Origin of the sequence: Rhodoferax sp. (assembly GCF_013297935.1) — a bacterium.
GTDB lineage: Bacteria > Pseudomonadota > Gammaproteobacteria > Burkholderiales > Burkholderiaceae_C > Allorhodoferax.
Genome location: NZ_JAAFIX010000003.1, coordinates 210,059 through 235,767, shown reverse-complemented (window position 1 = coordinate 235,767; position 25,709 = coordinate 210,059). Strand labels below are relative to the sequence as shown.

The window sequence follows — 25,709 nt, the reverse complement described above, 5'->3', positions numbered from 1 at the left end:
GTTTAGAAGATGCTTTCTTTGACGTAGAGCACGTCATTGGCTTGCACAGCGTCGGTCAGCTGGGGCTCGATTTGTTGCAAACCGCCGTTGGGCAGCTTGCGGTGCAGGCGCAGGCGTTTCTCAGAGCCACGGGCGTTGGGCCCACCGCCTTGGGCCAGGGCTTGCATGATGGTCATGTCGCGCTCTACCCGAAACGAGCCGGGGCGCTGCACTTCACCATAAATAAAGAACACCGGTGCGCGGTGCACATAAATGGTGTCGCCGCCTTGGAGCAGCAGGTTGTCTTTGGCGTTGTCGGCCAAAAAGATCGAGGGAATATCGATCTCTTTGCGGAAGGGCTTGCCATCGCGCAGGCCGGTGACGACCACGACGTCGTCGCCCGCGTTGGTGGCGCCACCGGCGTTAGCCAGCATGTCGCTCAGGCGGGTGTTGACCGTTTCCAGCGGAAAGCGGCCGGGGCGCGCCACTTGGCCCAGCACCGACACTTGGTTGCCGCGGATCTGGATGAGTGCAATGTTGACTTGGGGCTTTTGGATAAAGCCGCCGGTCTGCAACGCATCGGCAATTTTCTTTTCGGCGGCGGCTACAGACAGCCCGCCCAGTGGTACCGCACCGATCAGCGGGTAGGTGATGATGCCGCTCTCAGAGACCCGGGTTTCGATGGTGAGGTCGGGGTTCTGGAAAACCTGCACGCGGATGGTGTCGCCCGCGCCCAAGGGGTAGTCGGCTTTGCCGTCTTGAGCGTGGGCGGTCAGTGCGCCTAGGGCGAGCAGGCCGGCGGTCAGGAGTTGAAAAAACTTGTGCATGGTGTGGTGCTGGTTGGGGCGGGCGGTAAGGGCGCTCACTTCAGGCCGGATACGCCTTTGTCGATGACGGACTTGGTTTTGTCTTCGACTGCTGGGGCCAATACGGGTTCGGCAGGGGCCGCAGCAGCTGCCGTTGCGGGGGCGGTACCTTTGTCAAATTCGCCCATGTAGCTGATTTTGGTGTTGCTGCGCAGCTGCTTGAGGTTGGTGGCCACGGCTTCGCCTGCGCGCTGGTTGGTCAAAAACTGCTCAATACGGGGCAGGGCAGAAGCTTCTGGCACTGCTGCTTGCTGCGAGGACACCACGCGCACCATGGTGATGGCTTGGGGGGCTTCAATGACGGTGGCCTGGCCGTCTTTCAGGGCATGAATTTTGGGCAACACGTCCAGCGGAATTTGCTCTGCGGCACGCGTGGCGCTGCCGCCGTTGAACTGGATGTTTTGGGCCTTGAGCGCAGCGGCGATGTCTTCTGCGCTTTTGCCGGCTGCGACCAGGCCCTTGAGGGTGTTGGCGACGCCTGCGACGTTGGGGGTCACGATTTCTTGCACATTGAAGATGCGGCGCTCGCTGAACAACTGGGGGTGCTCGGCATAGTATTTTTTAGCGTCTTCGACAGTGGGCTTGGCAATGCCGGCGCTTACTTGCTGAATGTAGGCGCGGGCCAGAATGTCGCGGCGGGCTGCTTCAATTTGGGACACGACGTCGGGTGAGCGGTGGAGCTTGTTTTCGGTGGCTTGCTCCACGGCGAGTTGCTGGTCGATCAGTTTTTCCAGCACTTCGCGGCTCATGGCTTGCACTTGCTCGGCGTTGGCTCCACCGGTGTTGGTGCGGCTGAGGACTTGGTTGATCTGGTGCACCGAAATTTCTTCACTGCCGACTTTGGCTGCAACTTGGGTGGCGACTTTTTTGCCCTCTTTGTCGCCGCAGGCGACCAGGGTCAGGGTGATGGCAGCAGCCAGCAGGGTGACGGTAAAGCGTGTGGTGTTCATGGTAATGAGGGGCTAGTAAGTGAGTTGAGCGGTAAAGAACAGCATGGTGCTGTCGTAATCGAGGTTGGCTTGGTTCACGCCGCGGTTGGCTTTTTGTAGCGAGGCGCTCAAGGCCAGTTGGTCGTGGGCCTGCCAGTTGATGGTGAGGGTGGTGTCGCGGGTGATGTCTTGACGGTTGCTGCTCACAGCGGTGTTGGGGCTGCCCAGGTAGCTGCGCTGGGCCCAGTCGTTTTTCAGGCGCAAACCAACTTTGGGGCTGATTTGCCAGCCGGCAGACACGCTGATTTTGTCGGTGCTGCTGTAGTTGCTGTTGTTGGCGGCGTAGGCATCGAGCGTGTGGCTGAAGCTGGTGCTGAGGCTGGTTTTGCCGCTCAGGGCCCAGTCGACACCGGCGCCGAAGTTAAACCCGTTGTAGTCACGCTCGCCGTAGCGGGGGTGGGTGCGGTTGATGTGGGTCAGGTGGGCGTTGACCGCGCTGCCGCCACCGAGGGCCCAGCGTAGGCGCAGGTCGTTGTCGAGTTGGGTGAATTGGTCGTCTAGCGCACTGGTGTTGGGCACAGTGCGGTTCAAGTAGCTGCCGTTGTTGGTGCGCAGTTGGTAACTCAGGGTGCTGCCGGAGGCAAACAGGTAGCGCACACCAGCGTCTGCGGCGTTGGTAGTGAAGTCGCTACCTGTGACCTGCGTGAGCTGGTTTTCTTGGCGGGTGGTGCTGGTGCCGGCAATCAGGCGCCAGGGGCCGTCGAGCTGGTAGGCGGCGTCGAAGCGGGTGGTGGTGTCGAGCCGTTGGTTGCGTTGGCGGTAGCCTGTGAAGTCGGAAAAGCTATTGAGCGTTTCTTTGCGGTCGGTGCTGAAAGTGCCGGTCACCCGTGGGGTGACGGCCCATTGCCAAGCGGCGTTGTAGTTGTTGGCAGTGAAGCTGAGGTAGCTGAAGTTCAGGTAGCGGTAGTCCACCAGGTTGAGGTTGACTGCCAGCGTCTGCAGGCTTTGGCGGGTGTTGAAGCCCAGGCCTAAAGTGGTGACGCCAATGGTTTCTGCAGCGCTGCTTTGCCCGGTGAGTGCCTGCACGTTGGCGGTAGCCGGCAGGCGGAACAGGTTGCTGTCCGATTGCAGGGTGTAGCCGGCGCTCAGGGTGAGCGGGTCTTGCTGCGCCAGTGCGGCAGACGTGGCCAGAAATGCCAGACCTGCCGGCAAGAGGGTATGGAGTGTGCGCATGTTTCAGTAGGCCTGTTGGTCTTTGGCCACCAGGCGCACGGTGCGCAGGATGATGTGAATGTCCAGCCGCAGGGTCCAGTTGCGCAGGTAGTCCAGGTCGTAGTCGATACGGCCTTGCATTTTTTCGAGTGTGTCGGTTTCGCCGCGGTAGCCGTTGACTTGCGCCCAGCCGGTAATGCCCGGTTTGACCTTGTGGCGCACCATGTAGCCCTTAATGAGCTTGCGATACAGCTCATTGTGGGCAACGGCGTGCGGGCGTGGGCCCACGATGCTCATGCGACCCTGAAGCACGTTGATGAACTGGGGGAGCTCGTCGAGCGACGTTTTGCGCAAAAACGCGCCCAGCGGGGTGATGCGGCTGTCGTTTTTGGTGGCTTGGGTTACGGTACCGCCGTCTTCGGTGACGCTCATGGAGCGGAATTTGTAGACCAGAATTTCTTCGCCATCGAGGCCATAGCGCCGTTGCTTGAAGATCACCGGACCCGGCGAGGTGTATTTGACGGCTGCGGCAATGGCCAGCAGCACAGGGGCAATGAGCGTGAGGATGCCGAGCGAAAACACAATGTCACTCAGGCGTTTGACTACGCCATTGGCGCCACGGAACGGGGTTTCGCACACCGAGATAACCGGCATGCCGCACACCGCGCTGGGTTGACCTTGGATGAGGTCGGTCACGAACATGTCGGGCACAAAGTAAATAGATGCGGTGGTGTCTTTGAGTTCGTCCAGGATGTGCAGGATGCGGGGCTGCGACGCCATGGGCAACGACAGGTAAATGACCTGAATGCGGTCGTGCTTGGCAATCGTGGCCAACTGGTCGAGCTTGCCCAGCAGCGGGTAGGGGGCGCTGGCGCTCAGGCGCTCGGTGCTGCGGCTGTCTACAAAACCGGCAAGCTCTAGGCGGGAGTACGGAGAGTCTTTGAGTTTGTCGGCCAGGGCCAGGCCTTGCTCGTTCATGCCGACGATCAGGGCGCGCTGCTTGGGGCCTTGCAGGCTGATGATGACGGGAGCCGCTAGGCGCAAGCCCAGTGTGAGGGCGACTTCGGTGGCAGGGGCCACCCATAGCCAAGCGGTGAGGGCTTGCAGATCAAACTGCTTGATATAGCCAGTGGCGTAGCCGGTAAGGCCGAGTAGCCCGGAGATCCAGATCCAGTTGAGGCAAATATCGAGCAGGCTGCCGGCTTTGGAGGCTTGAAGCCGGGGCTCACCGGGGAAGGTGAGAGCAAAGGTCAGCACAGCCAGCAGCAGATAGGCGGGAGGAATATCGCCTTCGAACCAATAGGCCAGCACCCACAGCGAGCCCACCAGCGCGGCGGGGCACAGGCAGGTTTCCAAAATGCCCAGCAGGTTGTCGCGCCCGAGCGTGACATGTTCGTTGCCGCGGTTGAATTCGGCAGCGGAAAAGGTGACGTGGGCTTTAGACATGGTTCACCCACGCCCTGAACTTGCCGACGGCTTGGGCGCGGTTGGAGACATCCAACTTTTTAAAGACGCGCTGCATGTGGTTTTTGACGGTGAAGGCGCTAATGTCGAGGATGCTGCCGATTTCGGGGTTGGTTTTGCCCAGGGCGACCCACTTCAGGATTTCGGACTCACGCTCGGTGAGGACATCAGGTTCCGGTAACTTTGTTTCTGTTGTTGTCAGGGCTGGCGGAGGCGTTGTGGTGCCTGCCTGGTGGGGCAGGTGCTCGACTTGGCGCAGTGCGGTGTCGATGTAAGGCATAACCATGGCCATGGCGTTTCGCTCCCGGTCGGTGTACTGCTGCCGTGCGCTGAATACGACATACACACAGTCGTGGCTGCCGCGTTCGTCGGAAATCCCGTGGATGGTGGCGCTGCGCATTTTGAGCAATGCACCACTTAAAGCACTTTTCAGGCCAAGTTCGTCGAGGGAGAAGCCGGTTTGCCCTGCATTCAGGCTGAAGGGTTTTTTGCCGAATTCGGCCCAGCGCTTGAAGAGGCTCATCATCAGCGGGGATACAGACTCGGCCTCTGCGGCATGGGAGCGCACGCCGGACATGGCCGAAATAATGTCGTGCTGCACAGGACCGGTGGCGAAGTCGCCCCAGGCGGCGATGAGAATGTCGTGCGGCAGGTACTTTTGCATGTCCCCTTGCAACCAGATCAGCATGTCGAAATGGCTGCGCACTTCCACCGAGTGGGTAACCACGCGGTGGTAGTGATGGAGATCCTCGATGGAAAGCGAGGGCAGAAGGGGCATGGCGGGTAACAAAATAACCGAGGGTTACTGCTAGTGTTTGAACAAGTGCGCGATGGTAAACAGTCTATTTAGCCAAGCACATCCCCCAAACGGGTGAATCTGAGCCCGTTTGGACTACTCGTTGTGGGGAGTGTGAATTAATTCACACTTGAAGGCGTTTTTTGTCAGGCAAATTCGGCGTGTTGCCGACACGTCCGGTGCCACCAAGGGTGTTTTTGTACAAACCGTAGTTTCAAGGAGCTATGCCCTGTGCGCGTACACTTTTGTTGTCTGAAACTTGCTCGCGATGACCGGGCATTGAGGGGAAAGGGAGGAAAAATGGCAAAAGGAATGATCTTGGCCGCAGGCCAAGGGACACGGGTTCGACCACTGACCAAAGACTTGCCCAAGCCGATGGTGCCCATTTTGGGCAAGCCGGTCATGGAGTACCTGATTGAGCATCTAGCGCGGCACGGTATCCGCGAGATCATCGTCAACGTGGCGTACCACCACCAGCGGATTGAGCAGTACTTTGGAGATGGCAGCCGCTGGGGCGTGGAGATTGCCTATTCTTATGAAGGTGTGCGGGAGCACGGCGACATTTTGCCGCGGCCTATGGGTTCGGCCGGTGGCATGCGGCGCATTCAGGATTTCAGCGGTTTTTTCGATGAGACCACCTTGGTGCTTTGTGGCGATGCCTTGATCGACCTGGACGTTACTGCGGCGATTGCCGAACACAAAGCCAAAGGGGCTTTGGCCAGTGTGGTGGCGCTGGAAGTGCCCCTCCAAGAGGTGCAAAACTACGGCATGGTGGTGGCTGACGAAGATGGGCGGATTCGCTCTTTTCAAGAAAAGCCCAAGCCGGAGGATGCCAAGTCCACACTGGCCAGCACGGGCATTTACATTTTTGAGCCCGAAATTTTGGAGAAGGTGCCCAAGGGGAGTGTGTACGACATTGGTTCTGAGTTGTTTCCACAACTGGCGGAAGACGGGTCGCCGTTTTTTGTGCAGAACCGGCCTTTCAATTGGATTGATATCGGCCGCGTGAGCGACTACTGGACTGTGTTGCAGCGGGTGCTCAAGGGCGAGGTCGAAAACATGCCCATGCCCGGTAAAGAGGTCAAACCCGGTGTGTGGGTGGGGCTCAACACTAATATTCCCTGGGACAAGGTGCGGATTGAGGGGCCGGTGTACATCGGCTCGAGTGTAAAGATTGAAGAGGGCGCCACCATCATTGGTCCGGCTTGGATCGGGCATGGGAGCGTGATCCGCTCGGGCGCACGCATTACCCGCGGCATTTTGTTTGAGTACACCCGCATTGCGCCGGATATGCATTTTCACGAAATGATTGTGTCGCGTCACTATTGCGTGAATCGGCATGGCGAAACGCTGTACGCAGGGGATGACACCTCCCGCATGCGCTGGGGCGATGCCCGGGCCTGATTTTTTAATTTAGAAAGTTCAATTATGTTGATTCAACCTGTTGTTTTGTCCGGTGGCTCCGGCACCCGTTTGTGGCCTTTGTCGCGGGAAAAGTACCCCAAGCAGTTGCTGCCTTTGATTGGCGAAGACTCTTTGCTGCAGGCCACCGTGCGCCGTGTGGAAGGTATTGCGGGTGTGGAGTTAGCGCCGCCCATGGTGGTGTGCAACGAAGAGTACCGCTTTGTGATTGCGGAGCAGATGCGCTTGATGGGCAAGCCGGGCACGGTTGTGTTAGAGCCTTTGGGGAGAAATACGGCTCCAGCCCTGACGATTGCTGCGCGAGCCGCTATTAAAAACGGAGCAGATCCTGTGCTGCTGGTGATGCCGGCCGACCATGTGATCATGGACGGCGCCGCGTTCCGCGCTGCGGTGGTGAAGGGTGCCCGCCTGGCGCACGAGGGTGCGGTGGTGACTTTTGGCATTACGCCGGATGCGCCCGAAACAGGCTATGGCTACATCCAGTCCGGCGATGCGTTTGACGCCGAGGGTGCCAAGCAGATTGCCCGTTTTGTGGAGAAGCCTGATTTGCAGACCGCACAGGCGTACCTGGCAGAAGGCACTTACTCATGGAACAGCGGCTTGTTCATGATGAAGGCTTCGGTGTGGCTGGCGGCCATGGAGCGCTGCCGTCCTGACATTGCCAAGGCCTGTGACACGGCCTGGAGCCAGGGCAGCACTGATGCTGAGTTTGTGCGGGTGGGCAAGGAGGCTTTCAGTGCCTGCCCCAGCGACTCGATCGACTATGCCGTGATGGAGCGCCTGGCGGGCCAAGGTGGGGCTGCGGTGGCGGGGTTGCCCACAGGTGTGGTAATTCCCCTGTCTGCAGGTTGGTCGGATGTGGGTGCTTGGGAGGCTTTGTGGAACGTGCTGCCCAAGGACTCTGACGGCAATGTGGCGCAGGGCGATGTGTTGATGCAGGACAGTCGCAATACCTTGGCCCTCTCGGAAGGCCGCCTCATTGCGTGTGTGGGCGTGGATGATTTGATTGTGGTGGAGACGGCCGATGCGATTCTGGTTGCCCATAAAAACAAAACCCAAGACGTGAAGAAAATTGTGGACCGCCTCAAGCAGGCAGGCCGCAGTGAAGGTCAGGCGCACCGCAAGGTGTTCCGCCCATGGGGCTGGTACGACAGCATTGACCATGGCGACCGCTTCCAGGTGAAGCGCATCGTGGTCAAGCCAGGGGCCGCGTTGTCGCTGCAAATGCACCACCATCGTGCGGAGCATTGGATTGTGGTGAGCGGCACTGCCAAGGTAACGGTGGGTGAGAAAACGCTATTGCTGTCTGAGAACGAGTCAACCTATATCCCGCTGGGCACTACCCACCGCTTGGAAAACCCCGGCAAGCTGGCGCTGGAGATGATTGAGGTGCAGTCGGGTAGCTATCTCGGCGAGGACGACATCGTGCGTTTTGAGGATGTGTACGGCCGTTAATGATTTAGCAGGCCAAAGAAAGTGTGACTTTTTTCACGTTTTCGATCGCCTCATAGTCAGATCGGACTATCGCCAGTCGGAAGGGCTAAATTTGATAATGAGAACAGCGGCAGGGTTTATTGAAGACTCGGCCGCTTTAACTCAAGGGAAAAATCATGATCTTTAAGAAAACACTGCTGGCGGCGACAGTCGCTTTGGCTGGTTTCGGTGCAAATGCTGCAACTTACACCGCTCCCGGTTCTGCGCAATTGGCTATTCCGGCGACCTACAGCTGGTCTTTCAATGCAGTTGCGGCCGATCCTGCTGCAACGCTGGACTTCGTTCTGAAGGGCTTCAATACTGTCGACGGTTTCAATAGCTACGCTGATGTGTTCACTGTAAAGGTGAACAATGTTGCTATTGGTTGGGGTAGCTTCAATCTGGGTGGCGGTGGCAGTTCGGGTTGGTTTGGCACAGGTACTGCAGTAAATAGCAATGGCTCCAGCGCTGCTATTACCGGCAATGGTGGTACTGTGACCTTTAGCAATGTCGGCGTTAAATTGAATGCGGGTAGCAACAGCATTGCGTTCGCTTACACGCCTGCAGGCTCTGACAATCGTGGTGGTCAGAGCTTTGGTGATGAGTCCTGGAAGGTGTCTACTGCTACAGTGACGGCAGTTCCAGAACCAGAGACCTACGCCATGTTGTTGGCTGGTCTGGGCGTGATGGGTGCTATCGCCCGCCGCCGCAAGCAAGCTGCCTGATTTGCGTTCAGCGCAATAAAAAGGGCCTGTCGTTTGACAGGCCCTTTTTCGTTGGGTGGGTGCGCTCGTGTACAGCTCAGTGGTTGCGTTCCAGTAGTTGCGTGGCTAGGTTGACAAGGCAGGCTGAATAGTCGTTCGCAGGTAGTTGTTTGGCGGCCTGGATAGCGCGCTCGGCTTCGCCGCGTGCGGATGCCATGGCGACTTCTAAAGCTCCGGTTTTGTTCACGATGGCGACTACTGCTTCGAGCATGCTCAGGTCGCCGGTTTCAATGGCGGTTTGAATCGTGGTGCGCTCAGCATTGGACCCGCGCTGCATGGCTGCGATCAAGGGGAGGGTGGTTTTGCCCTCACGAAGATCATCCCCGAGGTTTTTCCCCATGACGGTAGCGTCACCCGCATAGTCGAGCACGTCATCAATGACCTGGAACGCGGTGCCCATGGCCTGGCCGTACTCGGCGCAGGCTTCTTCTTGTGCAGACGTTGCCCCGGAAAGGATGGCGCCCACGCGCGCGCTGGCCTCGAAGAGCTTGGCGGTTTTGGAGCGAATGACTTGCAGGTAGCCGGCCTCATCGAGTGCGGCGTTGTGCATGTTCATGAGTTGCATCACTTCGCCTTCGGAAATGATGTTGGTGGCGTCGGCCAGCACTTGCATGATGCGCATGCTCTGGGCGTCCACCATCATCTGGAAAGCCCGCGAATAGAGAAAGTCACCAACCAAAACGCTCGCCGGATTGCCGAAGCGGGCGTTGGCCGTAGGGGCGCCGCGCCGCAGCTCGGACTCGTCCACTACATCGTCGTGAAGCAGGGTGGCGGTGTGAATGAACTCCACCACGGCCGCCATGTTGAAGCGCTGTGCACCCTTGAAGCCCAGTGCGCCGCAGCACAAAAGCAGCAAGGCAGGGCGCAGGCGCTTGCCGCCCGCCGAGATGATGTATTGGGATACGGTGCCAACCAAGGGTACGCCGGAGTCCAGTCTCTGGGCGATAACCCCGTCAACTTCGCGCATATCGGGTTCGACGATGGAGAGCCCCGTCGAAGAAGCAGGAGTAGAGACTTGCAAGGCGTTAGACCGGTTTGTTTTCCCCGATTATAGAGAGCGCGGCAAGGGCTCGTGATGCGCCGCTATGGCAGGCTTTGACGATTTGCGGAGGAATGTTATACTCCAAGGCTCTGTAAAAATTCATTTGCAGAATTTCCTAGTCGAAGAGGTCAACATGTACGCGGTCATAAAAACCGGCGGCAAGCAATATCGCGTTGCTGCTGGCGAAAAAATTAAAGTAGAACAGATTGCTGCGGACGTAGGCCAAGAGATCGTGATCGACCAGGTTCTGGCAGTCGGAAACGGCGCTGAACTGAAAGTCGGCACTCCCTTGGTGTCCGGTGCGACCGTTACGGTCACAGTAATTTCCCACGGCAAGCACGACAAAGTGCGCATTTTCAAAATGCGTCGTCGTAAGCATTACCAAAAACGTCAAGGTCACCGTCAGCAGTTCACAGAGCTGCAAATCGGCGCGATCAAGGCTTAAAGGAATAGGTCATGGCACAGAAAAAAGGCGGCGGCTCTACGCGCAACGGACGTGACTCCAAGCCAAAGATGCTCGGCGTGAAGGCTTTCGGCGGTGAATTGATCAGCGCTGGTTCCATCATCGTGCGTCAACGCGGTACCAAATTCCACGCTGGCGACAACGTCGGCATGGGTGTGGACCACACTTTGTTTGCACTGGTGGACGGCAAAGTGTCGTTCGCAGTCAAGGGTGCGTTGAACAAGCACACAGTGAGCATTACTGCAGCGTAATCTGCACAGGCTCCCCCGAGAAACCCTGCGCCCTTCGCGCGGGGTTTTTCATTTCTAACCTCGGTGTACGACCATGAAGTTTGTTGACGAAGCCTACATTGATATCTCCGCGGGAGATGGCGGCGCGGGTTGCGTTTCCTTCCGGCATGAGAAGTACAAAGAATTCGGTGGCCCCAACGGGGGCGATGGCGGCCGTGGCGGCCATGTGTTCGCAGTAGCGGACTCCAACCTCAATACCTTGGTGGATTACCGCTTCGCGCGTCGTTATGACGCCAAGCGCGGTGAACACGGTATGGGCTCCGACATGTTCGGCGCAGCGGGCGACGACATCACCCTCAAAATGCCGGTGGGCACCATCATCACCGACGCTGAAACTGGCGAAGTGTTGTTTGAGCTGTTGCAGCCCGGTGAGGTCATCACCATTGCCAAAGGTGGTGATGGCGGCTTTGGCAATTTGCGCTTCAAGAGCGCTATCAACCGCGCACCTCGCCAGAAGACTCCCGGCTGGCCCGGCGAAAAGCGCAACCTGAAGCTGGAGCTTAAGGTTCTGGCTGATGTGGGTTTGCTCGGCATGCCCAATGCGGGTAAGTCGACCTTTATTTCTGCGGTGTCGAATGCGCGCCCGCGTATTGCCGACTATCCCTTCACGACACTGCACCCGAACTTGGGCGTGGTGCGTGTGGGACCTGAGCAGAGCTTTGTGGTGGCGGATTTGCCGGGCTTGATTGAAGGCGCGGCAGAAGGCGCGGGCTTGGGGCACCAGTTTTTGCGCCACCTGCAGCGCACCCGTTTGCTCCTGCACGTGATTGACATGGCGCCTTTTGACGACGGCGTGGACACGGTTGCACAGGCCAAAGCCATCGTCAATGAGCTCAAAAAATACGATGAAAACTTGTACAAAAAGCCCCGCTGGCTGGTGCTCAACAAGTTGGATATGGTTCCGGGCGATGAGCGTGTTGCATTGATCAAAGATTTCATCAAGCGCTACAAATTCAAAGGCCCGGTGTTCGAAATTTCTGCCCTGACCCGTGAAGGCTGTGAGCCGCTGATCAAGGAAATCTACAAGCACATCAAGGCGCAGCAGATCGCTGAAATGCCCCATGTGGAGGTGGACCCACGGTTTGCTCCGGGCTCCAGTGATCCGGATACTCCAGCGGCATAAAGCCAGTTTGGCCGGTTGGTTGCTACGGTTTTTATAGCTACTCGCGCATATTCCTCAAGGGCTACAGGCATAAATGACTCAAAAATTCAGCTCAACCGTACTGCGCGATGCGCGGCGTGTGGTGGTGAAAGTTGGCTCCAGTCTGGTGACCAACGACGGCCGTGGCTTGGACGAGCAGGCGATTGGTGAGTGGTGCCGGCAGCTGGCGTATTTGATTCGTGATGGCCGCGAAGTCATCATGGTGTCGAGCGGTGCCATTGCCGAGGGGATGAAGCGCTTGGGTTGGGCGACCCGGCCGAAAGCGGTGCAAGAGCTGCAAGCAGCAGCGGCTGTCGGTCAGATGGGTCTGGCGCAAATGTATGAGACCAAGCTGCGCGCCAACGATCTGGGCAGTGCCCAAGTGTTGTTGACCCACGCCGACCTTGCAGACCGCGAGCGCTACCTGAACGCTCGCTCAACCTTGTTGACTTTGTTGAAGCTGGGTGTGGTGCCCGTTATCAACGAAAACGACACGGTGGTGAACGACGAAATCAAATTCGGCGACAACGACACCTTGGGTGCCCTGGTGGCCAACCTGGTGGAGGCGGACGCCTTGGTGATTCTCACCGACCAAAAGGGCTTGTTTACCGCCGACCCGCGCAAAGACCCGGGTGCTACTTTTGTAAGTGAAGCGCTGGCGGGCGACGCAGCGTTGGAGCTCATGGCCGGTGGCGCGGGAAGCAGCATCGGGCGTGGCGGAATGCTGACCAAAATTCTGGCCGCCAAACGTGCTGCGGGCTCTGGTGCGTCCACCGTCATCGCGTGGGGGCGTGAGCCGGACGCGTTGATCCGGCTAACGCAGGGTGACGCTATCGGTACGCTGCTAATCGCCCAGACTCAGAAGAACCAAGCCCGCAAGCAGTGGATGGCCGACCACTTGCAAATGCGTGGTGCTGTGGTGGTGGATGCCGGTGCTGCCGCCAAAGTGCGGGACGAAGGCAAGAGCTTGTTGCCGATCGGCATGTTGAGCGTGGAAGGCGAGTTTTCTCGTGGCGACGTTATCGCAGTCCGCGATGAGACCGGCTTGGAGATCGCGCGGGGGCTGGCGAACTACGCCAGCGCAGAGGCTCGCTTGCTCTGCCGCAAACCCTCTACGGAGTTCGAGCGCTTGCTAGGCTACGCTGCTGAGCCGGAAATGCTGCACCGCGATAACTTGGTACTAACTCGCTGAACAGCGAGCCAGTGCCCCGATTACTGCTCGCTGGTCCCGCGGAAAGTGGGCGATTTTTTCCCGAACTTCAAGGCGTTGAGAATCTCGGCTTTGCTGCTGGCAACACGCGTGTCGCACGCGGCCTGTCGTGCGAAAGCGCGGGCGTGCTGAGAAGGCATGTTGTCCAACAAGTCGCGCCACGTCGGGGTGCTGATCAGTGACCAGCTTCCGCTGGAGCCTGCGCGAGCGTAGGTCTTGACTTCGCCGGTCAGGCAGCGGATGCCTTCGTAGACCGCGTTGCTTGTACCGGTGGAATTCGTCATGACCGCCACATAGCGCACGATACCGTCTGCACCGACCAGGATGGTGGCAGGATCGATACCCACCTTCACTGTCACGAAATTGGGCATGTCCAGAGCCATAACCCTCGCTGCGGAAAAAGCAGGGGGTGGAGGCTCTTTTTCTTCCGCCCAATCCGGGTTGTCCAAGGTGTTTTGGGCTACGCACAAGCTGCTTCCAAACGCCAGGGACAAAAGGGTGAGCGTAATTCGCAGCTTAATCATGGTGTGGGGCCGCATGGGTGCCCGGATCCGGTTCAAAAGAGGCGCCCGGGGGCAGCTCCATATGGTTGGGTTGCAGTCGGTCGAAACCGCTGTCTGCCTCGCGCGTGCGGCCACCGGTGTGCCGCAGGTAGCGGTTGCGGCTCTCATGGCGCGGCAGGTAGCGGGACAGCTCCGTGAGGGCCATTTCATAGACCCCGCGTTTGAACTCGACCACAGCGTCTAAAGGGACCCAGTAGTCATTCCAGCGCCACGCGTCAAACTCCGGATGGTCGGTGGCGCGCAGGTTCAAATCCCAGTCGTGCCCGACCAGCTGCAGAAGAAACCAGATCTGCTTTTGTCCCTTGTAATGTCCCCGCGCATCTCTGCGGACAAACCTGTCCGGCACCTCGTAGCGCAACCAGTCGCGGGTACGGGCAACAATGCTTACATGCTCCGGTTGGAGGCCCACCTCTTCATGCAATTCACGGAACATGGCCTGCTCGGGAGTCTCTCCCCGGTCAATGCCACCTTGCGGGAACTGCCACGAGTGTGTGCGTATGCGTTTGCCCCAAAATACCTGATTTCGCTGGTTGAGCAGGACGATGCCGACATTGGGCCGAAATCCGTCCCGGTCAAGCATAATCAAACCCCAATTTTTAAACTTCATTCATTATGCACAGCGAAAGCAGTGCATCAAGGTCTGAAGCTCCCTGTAGTTCACCGAGCGACCCATGAAAGCCTCCCAATTTCTGATTTCCACCCTCAAAGAAGCGCCCACCGATGCCGAAGTGGTGAGCCATAAGCTCATGATGCGTGCGGGTATGATCAAAAAGTTGGGTGCCGGCATTTACAACTACATGCCGATGGGACTGCGGGTAATCCGCAAAGTCGAGGCGATTGTTCGCGAAGAAATGAACCGCGCGGGTGCCGTCGAGCTGACCATGCCGGTGGTCCAGCCCGCAGAGCTGTGGCAGGAAACAGGTCGCTTTGACAAGATGGGCCCTGAGCTCTTGCGCATCAAAGACCGCCACGACCGCGACTACGTGGTCCAGCCGACCAGCGAAGAAGTGGTGACGGACATTGCCCGCCAGGAAATCAAAAGCTACAAGCAGCTGCCTAAGAACCTGTACCAAATCCAGACTAAGTTCCGCGACGAGCGTCGCCCCCGCTTTGGCTTGATGCGCGGTCGTGAGTTCATCATGAAGGATGCCTACAGCTTTGACCGCGACCAGGATTCCGCCAAGGCCAGCTACCAGGTCATGGCCAAGGCTTACCGCCGAATTTTCGACCGCTTCGGCCTGACCTACCGCGCGGTGGCGGCCGACAGTGGTGCTATCGGCGGCGATTTGAGTGAAGAGTTTCAAGTGATTGCGGCCACGGGGGAAGACGCCATCGTCTACTGCCCGACCAGCGACTACGCGGCCAACATGGAAAAAGCAGAGGCATTAGTGCCGGTAGCCCCCAGAGCGTCTGCGCAAGCTGCTATGGAAAAGGTAGCAACGCCAGGCAAGAGCACCTGCGCGGATGTGGCGGAATACTTGAAGTTTCCACTTGCAAACTCCTTGAAGTCTTTGGTGGTGGCGACCGATGTGCGCGACGACAAAGGCGAGATCGTCAAATCGGTGGTGTGGCTGCTGTTGATCCGCGGCGACCGCAGCATGAATGAGGTCAAGGTCGGCAAGGTTCCGGGCTTGGCGGATTTCCGTTTTGCGACGCTGGGCGAAATTGATGAGCACTTCGGCTGCGAGCCGGGTTACCTGGGGCCGGTTGGCTTGAAGAAGCCCCTGAAAGTGGTGGCAGACCGCGAAGTGGCGTTGATGGCAGACATGATCTGCGGCGCCAACGAAGTGGACTTCCACCTGACCGGCGTGAACTGGGGCCGTGACCTGCCTGAGCCCGATGTCATTGCCGATCTGCGCAATGTGGTGGAGGGCGATGCATCGCCTGACGGCAAGGGCGTTTTGGCTATCGAGCGCGGCATTGAGGTGGGTCATGTGTTCTACCTGGGCACCAGGTACAGCAAGGCCATGAACGCCACCTTCCTGGATGTGAACGGCAAACCCCAGTTCATGGAAATGGGCTGCTACGGCATCGGCATCACCCGGTTGCCTGCGGCCGCTATTGAGCAGAACCACGACGACAAGGGCATCATCTGGCCCGATGCATTGGCGCCATTTACTGTAGTGCTGTGCCCGATCAATCCGGACCGCTTCCCCGAAGTCAAGGCCGCTGCTGACAAGCTCTACGAGGAACTGTTGGCCGCCGGCGTGGATGTGATTCTGGATGACCGCAACGAGCGTCCCGGCGCCATGTTTGCAGACTGGGAGCTCATCGGTGTGCCGCACCGTGTCAATATTGGTGACCGCGGTTTGAAGGAAGGCGTGGTGGAGTACCAGCATCGCCGTGAGAGCGCAGCCACCAGTGTGGCGGTCGCCGATATCGCTGCGCTGTTGCTGGGCAAGTTGAAGGCATGAATATGCCGGTAGCCGCATCCGGTGTTAGCCGCCGGATCGGGCTGCAGCGCTTGTTTTTACTGGGTGGCTTGCTATCGTTATCGCAGCAAAAGGCGGTGGCGGGCAGGCAGCTCGAAGAGCCGCTGGTGGACTCGGTGCGCACCGCGCTGTCGTCTGCCATATCTAACTCGGCGCCTCCGATTCCCGAGTTTCAAGATACCGATTCCCGGTTGAACTACCTGCGCTGGCTGGGTGCCATGAGCGAGCGCCTGAAGAGGAAAAAGCCGGAGTGGGATGTGCGGCGGGAGTTCTTGCAGACCGTCTGGTACGAGAGCAAACGGGCCGGCCTCGACGTGTCGCTGGTCATGGGCCTGATCCAGGTGGAAAGCAACTTCAGAAAGTTTGCGGTCAGCAGCGTAGGCGCCCGTGGCTACATGCAGGTCATGCCCTTCTGGACCCGCGTGCTGGGCGATGGCGACGCGGGAAAGCTGTTTCACATGCAGACCAATCTGCGCTTCGGCTGCGTGATCTTGCGTCACTACCTTGAGCGCGAGCGTGGCGATATGTTCATGGCTTTGGGGCGGTACAACGGTTCCCGGGGCAAGTCGCCTTACCCGAACGCGGTCATGGCCAACAAGCGTATCTGGGACTGGGCGCCTTAGGCCCGTTGGCGCCAATAGGCTTCAAAGTCACTGGCCGGCATGGGCCGGGCGTACAGGTAGCCTTGCCCCTGGTCGCAGCCCATGCCTTTGAGTGCTTTGTGGGTCGCTTCGTTTTCCACGCCTTCGGCAGTCACGGTGAGATCCAGACTTTTCGCCAAGTGAATGATGGCGCTGACCATGGCCACATCTTTCTCCCCTTGCAGGAGGCGGCGCACGAAGGATTGGTCGATCTTCAGCTTGTGCACCGGGAAGCGCTGCAGGTACGACAGGTTGGAGTAACCAGTGCCGAAGTCGTCAATCGCCAGGCGAATCCCGGTGGCCTGAATCCGCGCGAGTGTGGCGATGAATTTCTCGGTGTCTGCAACCAAGGTGGATTCGGTGACTTCGAGCTCCAGTTGGGCCGGGTCCAGGCCTGTGGTCCTCAGTGCGGTGGCGATGACGGTTTCCACATTGCCCCGACTCATTTGGATGGGCGACAGGTTCACCGACACAAACAAGGTGCTGGCCCCCATGGCGCGCCAGGCCTGCATTTGCCTGCAGGCCTCGTTGAGCACCCACTCCCCGATGTCAACAATCAGGCCTGACTTTTCCGCCAGCGCGATAAACAGGCCGGGTGCCACCATGCCCAGCTTGGGGCTTTGCCAGCGGACCAATGCCTCAGCCCCCAGCAGCTTGCCGGTGCGAATGTCCAGCACGGGCTGGTAGTGCAGCACAAACTCTTCCTGGAGAAGCGCTTGGCGCAGGCTGGAGATCAGGTGCAGGTTCTCGGTGATGCTGCTGCGGATGTCTTCACTGAAAACCCGGTAGGTGTTGCGCCCCGCTTCTTTGGCCTGGTACATGGCTAGGTCGGCGTGCCGCAGGAGTTCATCGAAACTGGTGCCGTGGGCCGGGTAAATAGCGACGCCGATGGAGCAGGATGCGAGCACCTCCTGTCCGCGCAAGCGGAAGGGTGCTTGCATTCTTTGCAAGACCTGTTCGCTCACGAGGCCGATGTCGCTCTCGCTGCTGAGTTCGGTCAGGCCGATTAAAAACTCATCGCCGCCCTGGCGGCACACCACGTCGCTTTGCCGCACGGATTCGCGCAGCCGCTGCGCGACTTGGATGAGGAAGTCATCTCCCGCGGAGTGCCCTGCGGAGTCATTCACATCTTTGAAGTTGTCGAGGTCGACAAACAAGAGAGCCACATGCGTTCCGTTGACAGCAGCTTGTCGCATGGCGTCGGTCAAGAGGGCGTTGCCCAATACCCGGTTGGGCAGGCGGGTCAGGCCGTCATGTTGGGCGAGGTAGGTAAGGTTCTTCTCCGACGCATGAAAGCGCGCGATCTGGGCCCGCAAGCGCACCAAGGCGTTTTGCATGTCATAGGTGAGAAACCAGATCAGGAAGCCGTTCACCAACAAAATAGAGAGGCTGTCGGTCAGCCTGTCGAGTTCGGTGCCCGGTGTGAGCCCGGTGCGCCAGCCATTGAGGGTGCCCAAGCCCAGCAGCAACACGCAGGTCAGCATGAGGGTGAGCAGCATCCAGAAATGCCGGGGTCTGAGCAATTGACCGGCACCAATCAAGATGACCGGATATCCCAGCAGCGACGAGTCCCGCAGCCCGTCGCTGAACCACATGATGCTGAACAGCGACAAGGTGCCCGTGGAGAGCACCAACACCGCTGCTGTTTCATGGTGGCCCCGGTGATTGAGCCACTGCGCGGGAAGCATGAGCGCGGCCCCGATGCCGAGGGAGAGCACGACATCCCATCGGGATTTCAGGCTGTATTGGAGTGCCGTTCCCGTGAAGGCAATGAAGATCAGCAGGCCAAACTGAAAGACACGACGCCTCCGGACAACAATGTCCTCCGGGTCGTCCGTGAAGGCTGTTGAAACGGATGGCTCCTTGCAGAACGCTGCTCAGCGGGCGCCCGAGCCCGCAGGTCGGGCGGTCCGCCGCGCGGTTTAGCCGGCTTGGGTGCCCAGCACTTGAACCAGTTCGCCGGATTCGTACATTTCCATCATGATGTCTGAGCCGCCAATGAATTCGCCCTTGATGTAGAGCTGGGGAATGGTGGGCCAGTTGCTGTATTCCTTGATGCCTTGGCGAATGCCGTCGTCTTCCAGCACGTTCACAGTTTTGACGGTTTTGGTGTCAACGCCGCAGGCTTTCAGGATCTGGATCGCGCGGCCGGAAAAGCCGCATTGGGGGAAGCTGGCGCTGCCTTTCATGAAAAGCAAAATTTCGTTGGATTTCACCAGTTCGTCAATGCGTTGTTGTGCGTCGCTCATGTCAATACGTCCGAGTAGATAGATACCCTGATTATTTCACCTTCGAGGCTGCCTGTCCCCACGCCGCGCGCAGGGCGTACCGGTCATACGGCTTTTTAGGATAATTGCGCGCATGAACATCACCAAAAACACCGCAGTCACCCTGCAATTCAAGATTTCCGACGCTACCGGCAAGCTGCTGGACCAGAGCCAGGAACCCATCGCCTACCTGCATGGCGGCTATGGCAACACCTTTCCCAAGATCGAAGAGGCTCTGGAAGGGCAGGCCGCAGGCTATGCCGCCACCGTGGAATTGGCAGCGGCTGACGCCTTTGGCGAATACAACGAAGCGCTGTTGCAAACCATCCCCAAGACCCAGTTTCCACCCGGCGTGAAGGTCGGTGGTCAGCTGGAAGGACGCGCTGAAGATGGTCAGACCATTGTGTTCAACGTGGTGAAAATCAAAGGCCCCGTGGTGCACCTGGACGGCAACCATCCATTGGCAGGCAAGTCGTTACAGTTCGCGCTCAAAGTGCTGGACGTGCGGGCGGCGAGCGAAGAAGAAATTGCCCACGGCCACGTGCATGGTGCCCACGGTCACCACCACTGATTGCCGTTCCTGAGGTTTTGATTGCTTGAAATCTCTGTAAACCTCAATTTATTGGCATTGGATGCCAATAAATCTTCAAAATAGGCAAACTACGCAATCGGCTGCCTGACCTGTGGGGCTACGATACCAAGATCGAAATTGGTGTCATGCCCCTCAGGAGTTTTTGCCGTGTTGTCCAACCCCGCTACCAAATACCGCGCCTTCCCTGCCATCGATCTGCCCAACCGGCAGTGGCCCACACGCAGCATCACCCGGCCCCCCATGTGGATGAGCACGGACCTGCGGGACGGCAACCAATCCCTGTTTGAGCCCATGAATGCGGAACGCAAGATGCGCATGTTCCGCACGCTGCTGCAAGTGGGCTTCAAGGAAATTGAGGTCGGCTTCCCCAGCGCTTCGCAAACCGACTTTGACTTTGTGCGCGAATTGATCGTCGGCGGCCATGTGCCCGACGACGTGACCATTGAAGTGCTCACCCAGTCCCGCGAGCACTTGATTCGCCGCACTATTGAATCGCTCAAGGGCGCTCGCCGCGCCATCGTGCACGTGTACAACGCGACCGCCCCCGTCTTCCGCGACGTGGTGTTCGGCATGAGCAAGCCTGAGGTGAAAGAGTTGGCTGTGTCGTCGGTGCGGCTTATCAAAGAGATTACCGCCACCATGCCTGAGACCGAGTGGGTGCTGCAGTACAGCCCGGAGGTGTTTACCAGCACCGAGCTCGAATTTGCCTGCGAAGTGTGTGACGCTGTCACGGCCGAGTGGGGTGCCACGCCCACCAACAAGGTCATCCTCAATTTGCCCGCTACGGTAGAGGTGTCCACCCCCAACATCTATGCCGACCAGATCGAGTGGATGCACACCCACCTCGCCCGCCGTGACAGCGTCATTTTGAGCCTGCACCCGCACAACGACCGCGGCACCGGCGTGGCGGCGGCCGAGTTGGGGCTCATGGCCGGCGCGGACCGCGTGGAAGGCTGTTTGTTCGGCAACGGCGAGCGCACCGGCAATGTGGACTTGGTCACCTTGGCCCTCAACATGTACACCCAGGGCGTGAACCCCGGCCTTGATTTTTCGGACATCAACGCGATTGCCCGCACCGTGGAGCATTGCAACCAGCTGCCCATTCACCCGCGCCACCCGTATGTGGGCGACCTGGTGTTCACCGCGTTCAGTGGCTCCCACCAGGACGCCATCAAGAAAGGCTTTGCCGCCCAAAAGGCAGCCGGCCCCGACGCGCTGTGGAATGTGCCCTACATGCCCATTGACCCCGCCGACGTGGGCCGCAGCTACGACTCGGTGATCCGGGTCAACAGCCAGAGCGGCAAGGGTGGTGTGGCTTATTTGATGGAAGCGGAGTTCGGCGTGGTCATGCCGCGCCGCCTGCAGGTGGAGTTCTCGGGCGAGGTGCAAAACTACACCGATAGCCATGGCGGTGAAATGACAGCCAAGAATATTTGGGAACTGTTTGACGCCACCTACCTGAACGCTGCCGACGCCAAAGTGCGCTACGTCGAGCACCACCTGTTCGACCACCCCGGCCAGACCGGTAAGGCCCATGTGCAGGGCATCCGCATCGGCGTGGAAGTGGACGGCCAGCCCATGTTGATCACCGGCGAAGGCAACGGCCCGATTGATGCGGCAGTCCATGCCCTGCAGACGATTGGCGTGAAGGTGCAAGTGCGCAGCTATGAAGAGCGCAGCACCAAAGCCAGCACCGATGGGGGCGACGCCCAGGCCTGTGCTTTCTTGGAGCTGGTGTCGGCCCATGGCGAGGCCGTGAAAGGCGGCGAGCGCTTCGGTGTAGGTATGGACACCAACATCGTGACCGCTTCGGTCAAGGCGCTCATCAGCGGTGTGAACCGCTTGGGGCTGGTGGACGTGGATGCGGCAGAGCCTTTTGCGGCCTGACCCCGCCACGCGATGAACAGCCGGGGCAGCGCAAGCGCCCCGGTTTTTTTATGCCTTTTTCAAGTAGCAAGCCTTCAGCATAAAGCTGCCGCCGTCCATCTTGCAGTCCACCTCGTGGTCGCCGCCCACCAGGCGGATGCTTTTGACCTTGGTGCCCTGCTTGAGCACGGTGGAGCTGCCTTTGACTTTCAGGTCTTTGATGAGCACCACCGCGTCGCCGTCTTGCAGCACCTGGCCGTTGGAGTCTTTCACGACCGCGTTGTCTTCGTCTTCCGCGGGGGCTGCGGCTTGTGGCCATTCAAAGCCGCAGTCGGCGCAGACAAAGTTACTGCCATCGGGGTAGGTGTTTTCCAGGGTGCACTGGGGGCAGGCGGGAGTAGACATGAGGTCTTTCTGTTTGCTATGAATTCAGTAGCTGCTAGCGCATTATTTACATGGGCTAGCGGCCTATTTGGCTATATTTCCGGGTGCCATTGGCCACCACTGCAGCGCTCTATGCCGGCCAGGTCCCGGCGGCTTTGCACCGTGCCGAAGCCCGCGTCGCTGAGCAGTGCGCGCACCTCGCTGGCCTGGTCGTAGCCGTGCTCCAGCAGCAACCAGCCGCTGGGCAGCAGGCGGGTGCGGGCTTGGTCGATGATGGCGCGCAGGTCGCTGAACCCGTCATTGCCGGCAGTGAGCGCTGTGCGCGGCTCGTAGGCCAAGGCGGGCAGGTGTTCGTCGTCCTCCCGGATATAGGGAGGGTTCGACACAATGACCTGAAACAAGCCGCTGGGGCCGCTCAGCCACGAACCGTGGCTGAACCGGATGTCGAGCCCCAGCTGTTGCGCGTTGCCTTGCGCCACCGCCAGCGCGGCATGGCTGTAGTCCACCGCCTCCACCTGCAGGGCAGGGCGGGTGGCCTTGAGTGCCAGCGCAATCGCACCGCTGCCGGTGCCGAGGTCTACCACCCGGGCGCCCGGCGTGGGGGCCAGCGCGTCCAGCGCCCAGTCCACCAGAGTTTCGGTGTCGGGCCGGGGAATCAACACATCCGGGGTGACTCGCAGGCTCAGCCCGAAAAACTCCCGGGTTCCCACGATATAGGCCACCGGCTCACCCGCTAGACGCCGGCCGGCCAATTCTTGAATCCGCAGCGAAGCGGCTTCGCCCACCAGGTCGGTGTCATGGGCGAGCAGCCAGGCACGCCCGGCGCGGGCTTGCCCGATTGCATGCAGGAGCAGCAAACGGCTGTCTGTCAGGTCCAGGCCCGCGCTTTGCAGGCTGGCAATGGTTTGCGCGATGGTCGGCATATTTGCTCACTTATGGATAGCGGTGGGTGTCGGTGAAGAGCTACCCGAAGTGCAAAACGCCATGGCACAAGGGTTGCCAAGGGCTCAGGGCAGGCTGTTTTCGAGCGCTGCCAACTGATCGGCTGCCTCGTAGGCTTGCAGGGCATCCACCACGTCGCCCAGGTCACCCTCCATCACACGCTCCAGCTTGTAGATGGTGAGGTTGATGCGGTGGTCGGTCAGCCGCCCTTGCGGGTAGTTGTAGGTGCGGATGCGGTCGCTGCGGTCGCCACTCCCCACCAGGCTCTTGCGTTCGGCGGCGTCTTTGGCGGCACGCTCCGAGCGCTCTTTTTCGTGGATGCGGGCGGTCAGCACTTTCAAGGCCTGGGCCTTGTTGCTGTGCTGGCTGCGGCCGTCCTGGCACTCGGCCACGATGCCGGTGGGAATGTGGGTGATGCGCACCGCCGAGTCGGTTTTGTTGATGTGCTGGCCACCCGCGCCGCTGGCACGGTAGGTGTCGATGCGCAGATCGGATGGATTGATCTTGGCAGCTTCGACTTCGTCTTGCTCTGCCAGCACGGCAATGGTGCAGGCGCTGGTGTGAATGCGCCCCTGCGTTTCAGTAGCCGGCACACGCTGCACGCGGTGGCCGCCGGACTCGAACTTGAGCATGCCATAGGCCCCGCAAGAGCCGGCGCTGGTGGTCGCGCTGCCTTCCACACGCAGCACGACCTCTTTGTAGCCGCCCAACTCGCTTTCCGAGGCACTCATGATCTCGGTGCGCAGGCCTTGGGCATCGCAGTAGCGGGTGTACATGCGGGCGAGGTCGGCGGCAAACAAGGCGGACTCGTCACCCCCGGTGCCAGCGCGGATTTCCACAAACGCAGGGCGTGCATCGTCCGGGTCTTTGGGCAGCAGCATGCGCTGCAGTTCGGTCTCCAGCTGGGTCAGCTCTGCCGTGGCGCTGGCAATTTCTTCCTCTGCCATTTCTGCCATGTCGGGATCACTCTTCATGTCCTGCGCACTGGCCAGATCGGCTTCGCGCTGCTGGTAGCGCACCCAACGGCCGGCCACGGCAGCCACATCCGTGTGCTCGCGCGAGAGCTTCAGGAATTGCTCCATGTCTTTCATGATGTCTTCGCGCGAGAGCAAAAACTCCAGCTCTCCCTGGCGGTCGGCATAGCGGGCGAGTTGTTGGCGGAGAAAAGGTTTCATGGGACTGCAATCTGAAAATCGGGTTACGCAGCGCCGCGAAAAAAGTGCGGCCGCAGTAGAGAAAAAAGGGGGTTGCCTGGTTAGCGGCGTCTCGTGCGAGGGGCACGGGCTCCCGTCAGGGGCCGGCCTTTCAGCGAGAGCCCAGCTAACGCTTGTTGCGCAGGAAAAAGTGCGAAATCGCGCTGCCTGCCCGCTCACGGGCGGCTGCATCACCGGCGTGCAGTTCGGCCATGGCGCCGTGCAGCATTTTCTGGGTGAGCCCTTTGGCAAGGGCTTCCAGCACCGCATCAACATCTTCGCCCTTGGCCAGCAGTTTGCGCGCCCGGGCCAGCTCCGCCGTGCGCCACTCGTCAGCCTGGGCGTTGAGCTGCTGGATCAGGGGCACCGCGCTGCGCTGGTCTACCCAGTGCATGAAACTTTGCACCCCTGCGTCCACAATCGCCTCTGCCTGGGCGACCGCGGCTTGGCGACTGGCTTGGGCGGTCTGCACCACGCTGGCGAGGTCGTCCACGGTGTAGAGGTACACATCGCCCAAGGCTTTGACCTCGGGCTCAATGTCGCGGGGCACGGCCAGGTCGACCATGAACATGGGCCGGTGCTTGCGTTTTTTGAGCGCCCGCTCCACCGCGCCCAAGCCGATGATGGGCAGGGTGCTTGCGGTGCAGCTCACCACCGCATCAAATTCATGCAGCCGCTCGGGCAAGTCGGCCAGGCGCATGACCTCGCCGCCGAAGCGGCTGGCCAGCTTTTCGCCGCGCTCCAGCGTGCGGTTGGCAATGGCGATGGCCTTGGGGTTTCTGGCTGCAAAGTGCGTAGCGCACAGCTCAATCATTTCACCGGCACCCACAAAAAGCACCTTGACCTGGGCCAGGTCTTCAAACAAATTACCGGCCAGGCGCACCGCGGCGGCGGCCATGCTGATGCTGTGTGCTCCGATTTCGGTGGAGCTGCGCACCTCTTTGGCCACTGCAAACGAGCGCTGAAAAAGCTGGGAGAGCGTGGTGCCCAAGGCACCGGCCTCGTCGGCCGCGCGCACGGCGTCTTTGAGCTGCCCCAGAATCTGGGGCTCGCCCAGCACCATGCTGTCGAGGCCACTGGCCACGCGGAAAGCGTGGCGGGCGGCCTCCTGGTCTTCCAGGCGGTAGGTGTGGGAGCGCAGCTCGTGGGCCGATACACCGCCGCTCTGGGCCAGCCAGCTCAGGGTGTGGTCCAGCGCGGCTTCGTCGCCAGCACAGTAAATTTCGGTCCGGTTGCAGGTGGAAATAATGGCCGCTTCGGGGGGGCGTGCCATGCTCTGGCGCAGCCCGTGGAGCTGCGGGCCGATCTGGTCGCTGGCGAACGCAAACCGGCCCCGCATATCCAGCGGTGCGGTGGTGTGGTTAATGCCTAATGCCCAGACTGCCATATGTTTAGACAGCGATTATAAAATCCCGCCACACCTCACCACGACAAAGCCACGATTGGCCTTTGCAATAACCGCCATGGGCCCCCTTGATCTACTCACCCACCTGTTGAACTTTGTAGCTCCCGCGGCCGTGGTCGGCCTGCTGGTAGCAGTGTTGTCGCCTATTTTTATAAGAAAAGTGACTGTAGCCCGCGTATTGACTGCGCAAGCAGCTATAAATTCGATAGCGGGTTTGGCTGCCCTGGTAGCTGGTCTGTTGTTTTTCGGGCGTGACGGCAAGATGGCCAGCTACGCGCTCATGGTCTTGGCGTGCGCCAGTAGCCAATGGTGGGCCATGCGCAGGTAGTTCCCGGTACCCGGCCGCACGGCGTCGCGGCCTTTTTTTGGCGGA

Annotated in this window: 26 protein-coding genes; 12 read left to right on the top strand and 14 right to left on the bottom strand. The window is 59.7% G+C overall.

What is annotated here, in order from left to right; translation table 11 throughout:
- Nucleotides 1-2: 2 nt before the first annotated feature.
- From epsE to epsA, 5 genes are read right to left on the bottom strand one after another with little or no spacing between them, the layout of a single operon-like run.
- Nucleotides 3-806, bottom strand: coding sequence for a polysaccharide export protein EpsE (gene epsE, locus QZW03_RS06590; protein ID WP_296509181.1), 804 nt, complete (start codon nucleotides 804-806; stop codon nucleotides 3-5).
- A 35-nt stretch (nucleotides 807-841) separates the two neighbouring features.
- Nucleotides 842-1,795, bottom strand: a complete 954-nt coding sequence (locus QZW03_RS06585; protein ID WP_296509180.1) for an EpsD family peptidyl-prolyl cis-trans isomerase — start codon at nucleotides 1,793-1,795, stop codon at nucleotides 842-844.
- A 12-nt stretch (nucleotides 1,796-1,807) separates the two neighbouring features.
- Nucleotides 1,808-3,007 (bottom strand): XrtB/PEP-CTERM-associated polysaccharide biosynthesis outer membrane protein EpsL, encoded by a 1,200-nt coding sequence (gene epsL, locus QZW03_RS06580; RefSeq protein WP_296509179.1) that lies wholly within the window; start codon nucleotides 3,005-3,007, stop codon nucleotides 1,808-1,810.
- A gap of 3 nt (nucleotides 3,008-3,010) precedes the next feature.
- Complete coding sequence (locus QZW03_RS06575; RefSeq protein ID WP_296509178.1) at nucleotides 3,011-4,432, bottom strand: undecaprenyl-phosphate glucose phosphotransferase; 1,422 nt, start codon at nucleotides 4,430-4,432, stop codon at nucleotides 3,011-3,013.
- A complete protein-coding gene (gene epsA / locus QZW03_RS06570; protein ID WP_296509177.1) occupies nucleotides 4,425-5,228 on the bottom strand; it encodes an XrtB/PEP-CTERM-associated transcriptional regulator EpsA in 804 nt (267 codons plus the stop codon). Before epsA ends, QZW03_RS06575 begins: the two co-directional genes overlap by 8 nt.
- Nucleotides 5,229-5,546: 318 nt before the next feature.
- Between epsA and QZW03_RS06565 the strand changes: the two genes are divergently transcribed.
- The 3 genes from QZW03_RS06565 to QZW03_RS06555 all read left to right on the top strand — a co-directional run bounded on the left by QZW03_RS06565 (nucleotide 5,547) and on the right by QZW03_RS06555 (nucleotide 8,866).
- Complete coding sequence (locus tag QZW03_RS06565; protein ID WP_296509176.1) at nucleotides 5,547-6,650, top strand: NDP-sugar synthase; 1,104 nt, start codon at nucleotides 5,547-5,549, stop codon at nucleotides 6,648-6,650.
- A 24-nt stretch (nucleotides 6,651-6,674) separates the two neighbouring features.
- A complete protein-coding gene (locus QZW03_RS06560; protein WP_296509175.1) occupies nucleotides 6,675-8,123 on the top strand; it encodes a mannose-1-phosphate guanylyltransferase/mannose-6-phosphate isomerase in 1,449 nt (482 codons plus the stop codon).
- Nucleotides 8,124-8,278: 155 nt separating this feature from the next.
- Nucleotides 8,279-8,866, top strand: coding sequence for a PEP-CTERM sorting domain-containing protein (locus QZW03_RS06555; RefSeq protein ID WP_296509174.1), 588 nt, complete (start codon nucleotides 8,279-8,281; stop codon nucleotides 8,864-8,866).
- A gap of 76 nt (nucleotides 8,867-8,942) precedes the next feature.
- Here QZW03_RS06555 and QZW03_RS06550 read toward each other — a convergent pair whose 3' ends face one another.
- A complete protein-coding gene (locus QZW03_RS06550; RefSeq protein WP_296509307.1) occupies nucleotides 8,943-9,872 on the bottom strand; it encodes a polyprenyl synthetase family protein in 930 nt (309 codons plus the stop codon).
- 208 nt (nucleotides 9,873-10,080) lie between these two features.
- Between QZW03_RS06550 and rplU the strand changes: the two genes are divergently transcribed.
- The 4 genes from rplU (at nucleotide 10,081) to proB (ending at nucleotide 13,033) form a co-directional block, all read left to right on the top strand.
- Nucleotides 10,081-10,392: a 50S ribosomal protein L21 gene (rplU, locus tag QZW03_RS06545; protein WP_087496570.1), complete on the top strand. Its 312-nt coding sequence runs from the start codon at nucleotides 10,081-10,083 to the stop codon at nucleotides 10,390-10,392.
- 11 nt (nucleotides 10,393-10,403) lie between these two features.
- Complete coding sequence (rpmA, locus tag QZW03_RS06540; protein WP_087496571.1) at nucleotides 10,404-10,661, top strand: 50S ribosomal protein L27; 258 nt, start codon at nucleotides 10,404-10,406, stop codon at nucleotides 10,659-10,661.
- A gap of 73 nt (nucleotides 10,662-10,734) precedes the next feature.
- Complete coding sequence (gene cgtA, locus QZW03_RS06535) at nucleotides 10,735-11,823, top strand: Obg family GTPase CgtA (protein ID WP_296509173.1); 1,089 nt, start codon at nucleotides 10,735-10,737, stop codon at nucleotides 11,821-11,823.
- A gap of 73 nt (nucleotides 11,824-11,896) precedes the next feature.
- Nucleotides 11,897-13,033, top strand: coding sequence for a glutamate 5-kinase (proB, locus tag QZW03_RS06530; RefSeq protein WP_296509172.1), 1,137 nt, complete (start codon nucleotides 11,897-11,899; stop codon nucleotides 13,031-13,033).
- A 20-nt stretch (nucleotides 13,034-13,053) separates the two neighbouring features.
- Here proB and QZW03_RS06525 read toward each other — a convergent pair whose 3' ends face one another.
- Nucleotides 13,054-13,575, bottom strand: a complete 522-nt coding sequence (locus QZW03_RS06525; protein ID WP_296509171.1) for a CNP1-like family protein — start codon at nucleotides 13,573-13,575, stop codon at nucleotides 13,054-13,056.
- The gene (locus QZW03_RS06520) at nucleotides 13,568-14,194 is read right to left on the bottom strand and encodes an RNA pyrophosphohydrolase (protein ID WP_296509306.1); all 627 of its coding nucleotides are present in this window, start codon (nucleotides 14,192-14,194) and stop codon (nucleotides 13,568-13,570) included. Before QZW03_RS06520 ends, QZW03_RS06525 begins: the two co-directional genes overlap by 8 nt.
- 91 nt (nucleotides 14,195-14,285) lie before the next feature.
- Between QZW03_RS06520 and QZW03_RS06515 the strand changes: the two genes are divergently transcribed.
- Both QZW03_RS06515 and QZW03_RS06510 read left to right on the top strand, forming a co-directional pair.
- Nucleotides 14,286-16,028 carry a proline--tRNA ligase gene (locus tag QZW03_RS06515; protein ID WP_296509170.1) on the top strand — a complete coding sequence of 581 codons (1,743 nt, stop codon included), beginning with the start codon at nucleotides 14,286-14,288 and terminating at the stop codon, nucleotides 16,026-16,028.
- 2 nt (nucleotides 16,029-16,030) lie between these two features.
- Nucleotides 16,031-16,669, top strand: a complete 639-nt coding sequence (locus tag QZW03_RS06510; RefSeq protein ID WP_296509305.1) for a lytic transglycosylase domain-containing protein — start codon at nucleotides 16,031-16,033, stop codon at nucleotides 16,667-16,669.
- Here the strand turns inward: QZW03_RS06510 and QZW03_RS06505 are convergent.
- Both QZW03_RS06505 and grxD read right to left on the bottom strand, forming a co-directional pair.
- On the bottom strand, nucleotides 16,666-18,405 hold the full coding sequence (locus QZW03_RS06505) for an EAL domain-containing protein (protein WP_296509169.1): 1,740 nt from the start codon (nucleotides 18,403-18,405) through the stop codon (nucleotides 16,666-16,668). The two genes, QZW03_RS06510 and QZW03_RS06505, sit on opposite strands and share 4 nt — an antisense overlap.
- 204 nt (nucleotides 18,406-18,609) lie before the next feature.
- Complete coding sequence (gene grxD / locus QZW03_RS06500; protein WP_296509168.1) at nucleotides 18,610-18,936, bottom strand: Grx4 family monothiol glutaredoxin; 327 nt, start codon at nucleotides 18,934-18,936, stop codon at nucleotides 18,610-18,612.
- Nucleotides 18,937-19,048: 112 nt separating this feature from the next.
- Here grxD and QZW03_RS06495 point away from each other — a divergent pair, with 112 nt between their 5' ends.
- Both QZW03_RS06495 and leuA read left to right on the top strand, forming a co-directional pair.
- A complete protein-coding gene (locus QZW03_RS06495) occupies nucleotides 19,049-19,525 on the top strand; it encodes a peptidylprolyl isomerase (RefSeq protein WP_296509167.1) in 477 nt (158 codons plus the stop codon).
- Between the two features lie 168 nt (nucleotides 19,526-19,693).
- On the top strand, nucleotides 19,694-21,433 hold the full coding sequence (leuA, locus tag QZW03_RS06490) for a 2-isopropylmalate synthase (RefSeq protein WP_296509166.1): 1,740 nt from the start codon (nucleotides 19,694-19,696) through the stop codon (nucleotides 21,431-21,433).
- 48 nt (nucleotides 21,434-21,481) lie between these two features.
- On the opposite strand, the gene QZW03_RS06485 is transcribed toward leuA, so the two are convergent.
- The 4 genes from QZW03_RS06485 to hemA all read right to left on the bottom strand — a co-directional run bounded on the left by QZW03_RS06485 (nucleotide 21,482) and on the right by hemA (nucleotide 25,318).
- Nucleotides 21,482-21,817, bottom strand: a complete 336-nt coding sequence (locus QZW03_RS06485) for a zinc ribbon domain-containing protein YjdM (RefSeq protein WP_296509165.1) — start codon at nucleotides 21,815-21,817, stop codon at nucleotides 21,482-21,484.
- Nucleotides 21,818-21,888: 71 nt separating this feature from the next.
- The gene (gene prmC / locus QZW03_RS06480; RefSeq protein WP_296509164.1) at nucleotides 21,889-22,719 is read right to left on the bottom strand and encodes a peptide chain release factor N(5)-glutamine methyltransferase; all 831 of its coding nucleotides are present in this window, start codon (nucleotides 22,717-22,719) and stop codon (nucleotides 21,889-21,891) included.
- A gap of 84 nt (nucleotides 22,720-22,803) precedes the next feature.
- The gene (prfA, locus tag QZW03_RS06475) at nucleotides 22,804-23,913 is read right to left on the bottom strand and encodes a peptide chain release factor 1 (RefSeq protein ID WP_296509163.1); all 1,110 of its coding nucleotides are present in this window, start codon (nucleotides 23,911-23,913) and stop codon (nucleotides 22,804-22,806) included.
- A gap of 145 nt (nucleotides 23,914-24,058) precedes the next feature.
- Entirely contained in the window at nucleotides 24,059-25,318 is a 1,260-nt protein-coding gene (hemA, locus tag QZW03_RS06470) for a glutamyl-tRNA reductase (protein WP_296509162.1), read from the bottom strand.
- A 76-nt stretch (nucleotides 25,319-25,394) separates the two neighbouring features.
- Here hemA and QZW03_RS06465 point away from each other — a divergent pair, with 76 nt between their 5' ends.
- Entirely contained in the window at nucleotides 25,395-25,664 is a 270-nt protein-coding gene (locus tag QZW03_RS06465) for a hypothetical protein (protein ID WP_296509161.1), read from the top strand.
- Nucleotides 25,665-25,709 lie beyond the last annotated feature (45 nt).

Bases quoted from the DNA above. Each gene is read 5' to 3' on its own strand.
- epsE (WP_296509181.1), bottom strand. From the start codon at position 806: ATGCACAAGTTTTTTCAACTCCTGACCGCCGGCCTGCTCGCCCTAGGC.
- QZW03_RS06585 (WP_296509180.1), bottom strand. From the start codon at position 1,795: ATGAACACCACACGCTTTACCGTCACCCTGCTGGCTGCTGCCATCACC.
- epsL (WP_296509179.1), bottom strand. From the start codon at position 3,007: ATGCGCACACTCCATACCCTCTTGCCGGCAGGTCTGGCATTTCTGGCC.
- QZW03_RS06575 (WP_296509178.1), bottom strand. From the start codon at position 4,432: ATGTCTAAAGCCCACGTCACCTTTTCCGCTGCCGAATTCAACCGCGGC.
- epsA (WP_296509177.1), bottom strand. From the start codon at position 5,228: ATGCCCCTTCTGCCCTCGCTTTCCATCGAGGATCTCCATCACTACCAC.
- QZW03_RS06565 (WP_296509176.1), top strand. From the start codon at position 5,547: ATGGCAAAAGGAATGATCTTGGCCGCAGGCCAAGGGACACGGGTTCGA.
- QZW03_RS06560 (WP_296509175.1), top strand. From the start codon at position 6,675: ATGTTGATTCAACCTGTTGTTTTGTCCGGTGGCTCCGGCACCCGTTTG.
- QZW03_RS06555 (WP_296509174.1), top strand. From the start codon at position 8,279: ATGATCTTTAAGAAAACACTGCTGGCGGCGACAGTCGCTTTGGCTGGT.
- QZW03_RS06550 (WP_296509307.1), bottom strand. From the start codon at position 9,872: ATGCGCGAAGTTGACGGGGTTATCGCCCAGAGACTGGACTCCGGCGTA.
- rplU (WP_087496570.1), top strand. From the start codon at position 10,081: ATGTACGCGGTCATAAAAACCGGCGGCAAGCAATATCGCGTTGCTGCT.
- rpmA (WP_087496571.1), top strand. From the start codon at position 10,404: ATGGCACAGAAAAAAGGCGGCGGCTCTACGCGCAACGGACGTGACTCC.
- cgtA (WP_296509173.1), top strand. From the start codon at position 10,735: ATGAAGTTTGTTGACGAAGCCTACATTGATATCTCCGCGGGAGATGGC.
- proB (WP_296509172.1), top strand. From the start codon at position 11,897: ATGACTCAAAAATTCAGCTCAACCGTACTGCGCGATGCGCGGCGTGTG.
- QZW03_RS06525 (WP_296509171.1), bottom strand. From the start codon at position 13,575: ATGATTAAGCTGCGAATTACGCTCACCCTTTTGTCCCTGGCGTTTGGA.
- QZW03_RS06520 (WP_296509306.1), bottom strand. From the start codon at position 14,194: ATGCTTGACCGGGACGGATTTCGGCCCAATGTCGGCATCGTCCTGCTC.
- QZW03_RS06515 (WP_296509170.1), top strand. From the start codon at position 14,286: ATGAAAGCCTCCCAATTTCTGATTTCCACCCTCAAAGAAGCGCCCACC.
- QZW03_RS06510 (WP_296509305.1), top strand. From the start codon at position 16,031: ATGCCGGTAGCCGCATCCGGTGTTAGCCGCCGGATCGGGCTGCAGCGC.
- grxD (WP_296509168.1), bottom strand. From the start codon at position 18,936: ATGAGCGACGCACAACAACGCATTGACGAACTGGTGAAATCCAACGAA.
- QZW03_RS06495 (WP_296509167.1), top strand. From the start codon at position 19,049: ATGAACATCACCAAAAACACCGCAGTCACCCTGCAATTCAAGATTTCC.
- QZW03_RS06485 (WP_296509165.1), bottom strand. From the start codon at position 21,817: ATGTCTACTCCCGCCTGCCCCCAGTGCACCCTGGAAAACACCTACCCC.
- prmC (WP_296509164.1), bottom strand. From the start codon at position 22,719: ATGCCGACCATCGCGCAAACCATTGCCAGCCTGCAAAGCGCGGGCCTG.
- prfA (WP_296509163.1), bottom strand. From the start codon at position 23,913: ATGAAACCTTTTCTCCGCCAACAACTCGCCCGCTATGCCGACCGCCAG.
- hemA (WP_296509162.1), bottom strand. From the start codon at position 25,318: ATGGCAGTCTGGGCATTAGGCATTAACCACACCACCGCACCGCTGGAT.
- QZW03_RS06465 (WP_296509161.1), top strand. From the start codon at position 25,395: ATGGGCCCCCTTGATCTACTCACCCACCTGTTGAACTTTGTAGCTCCC.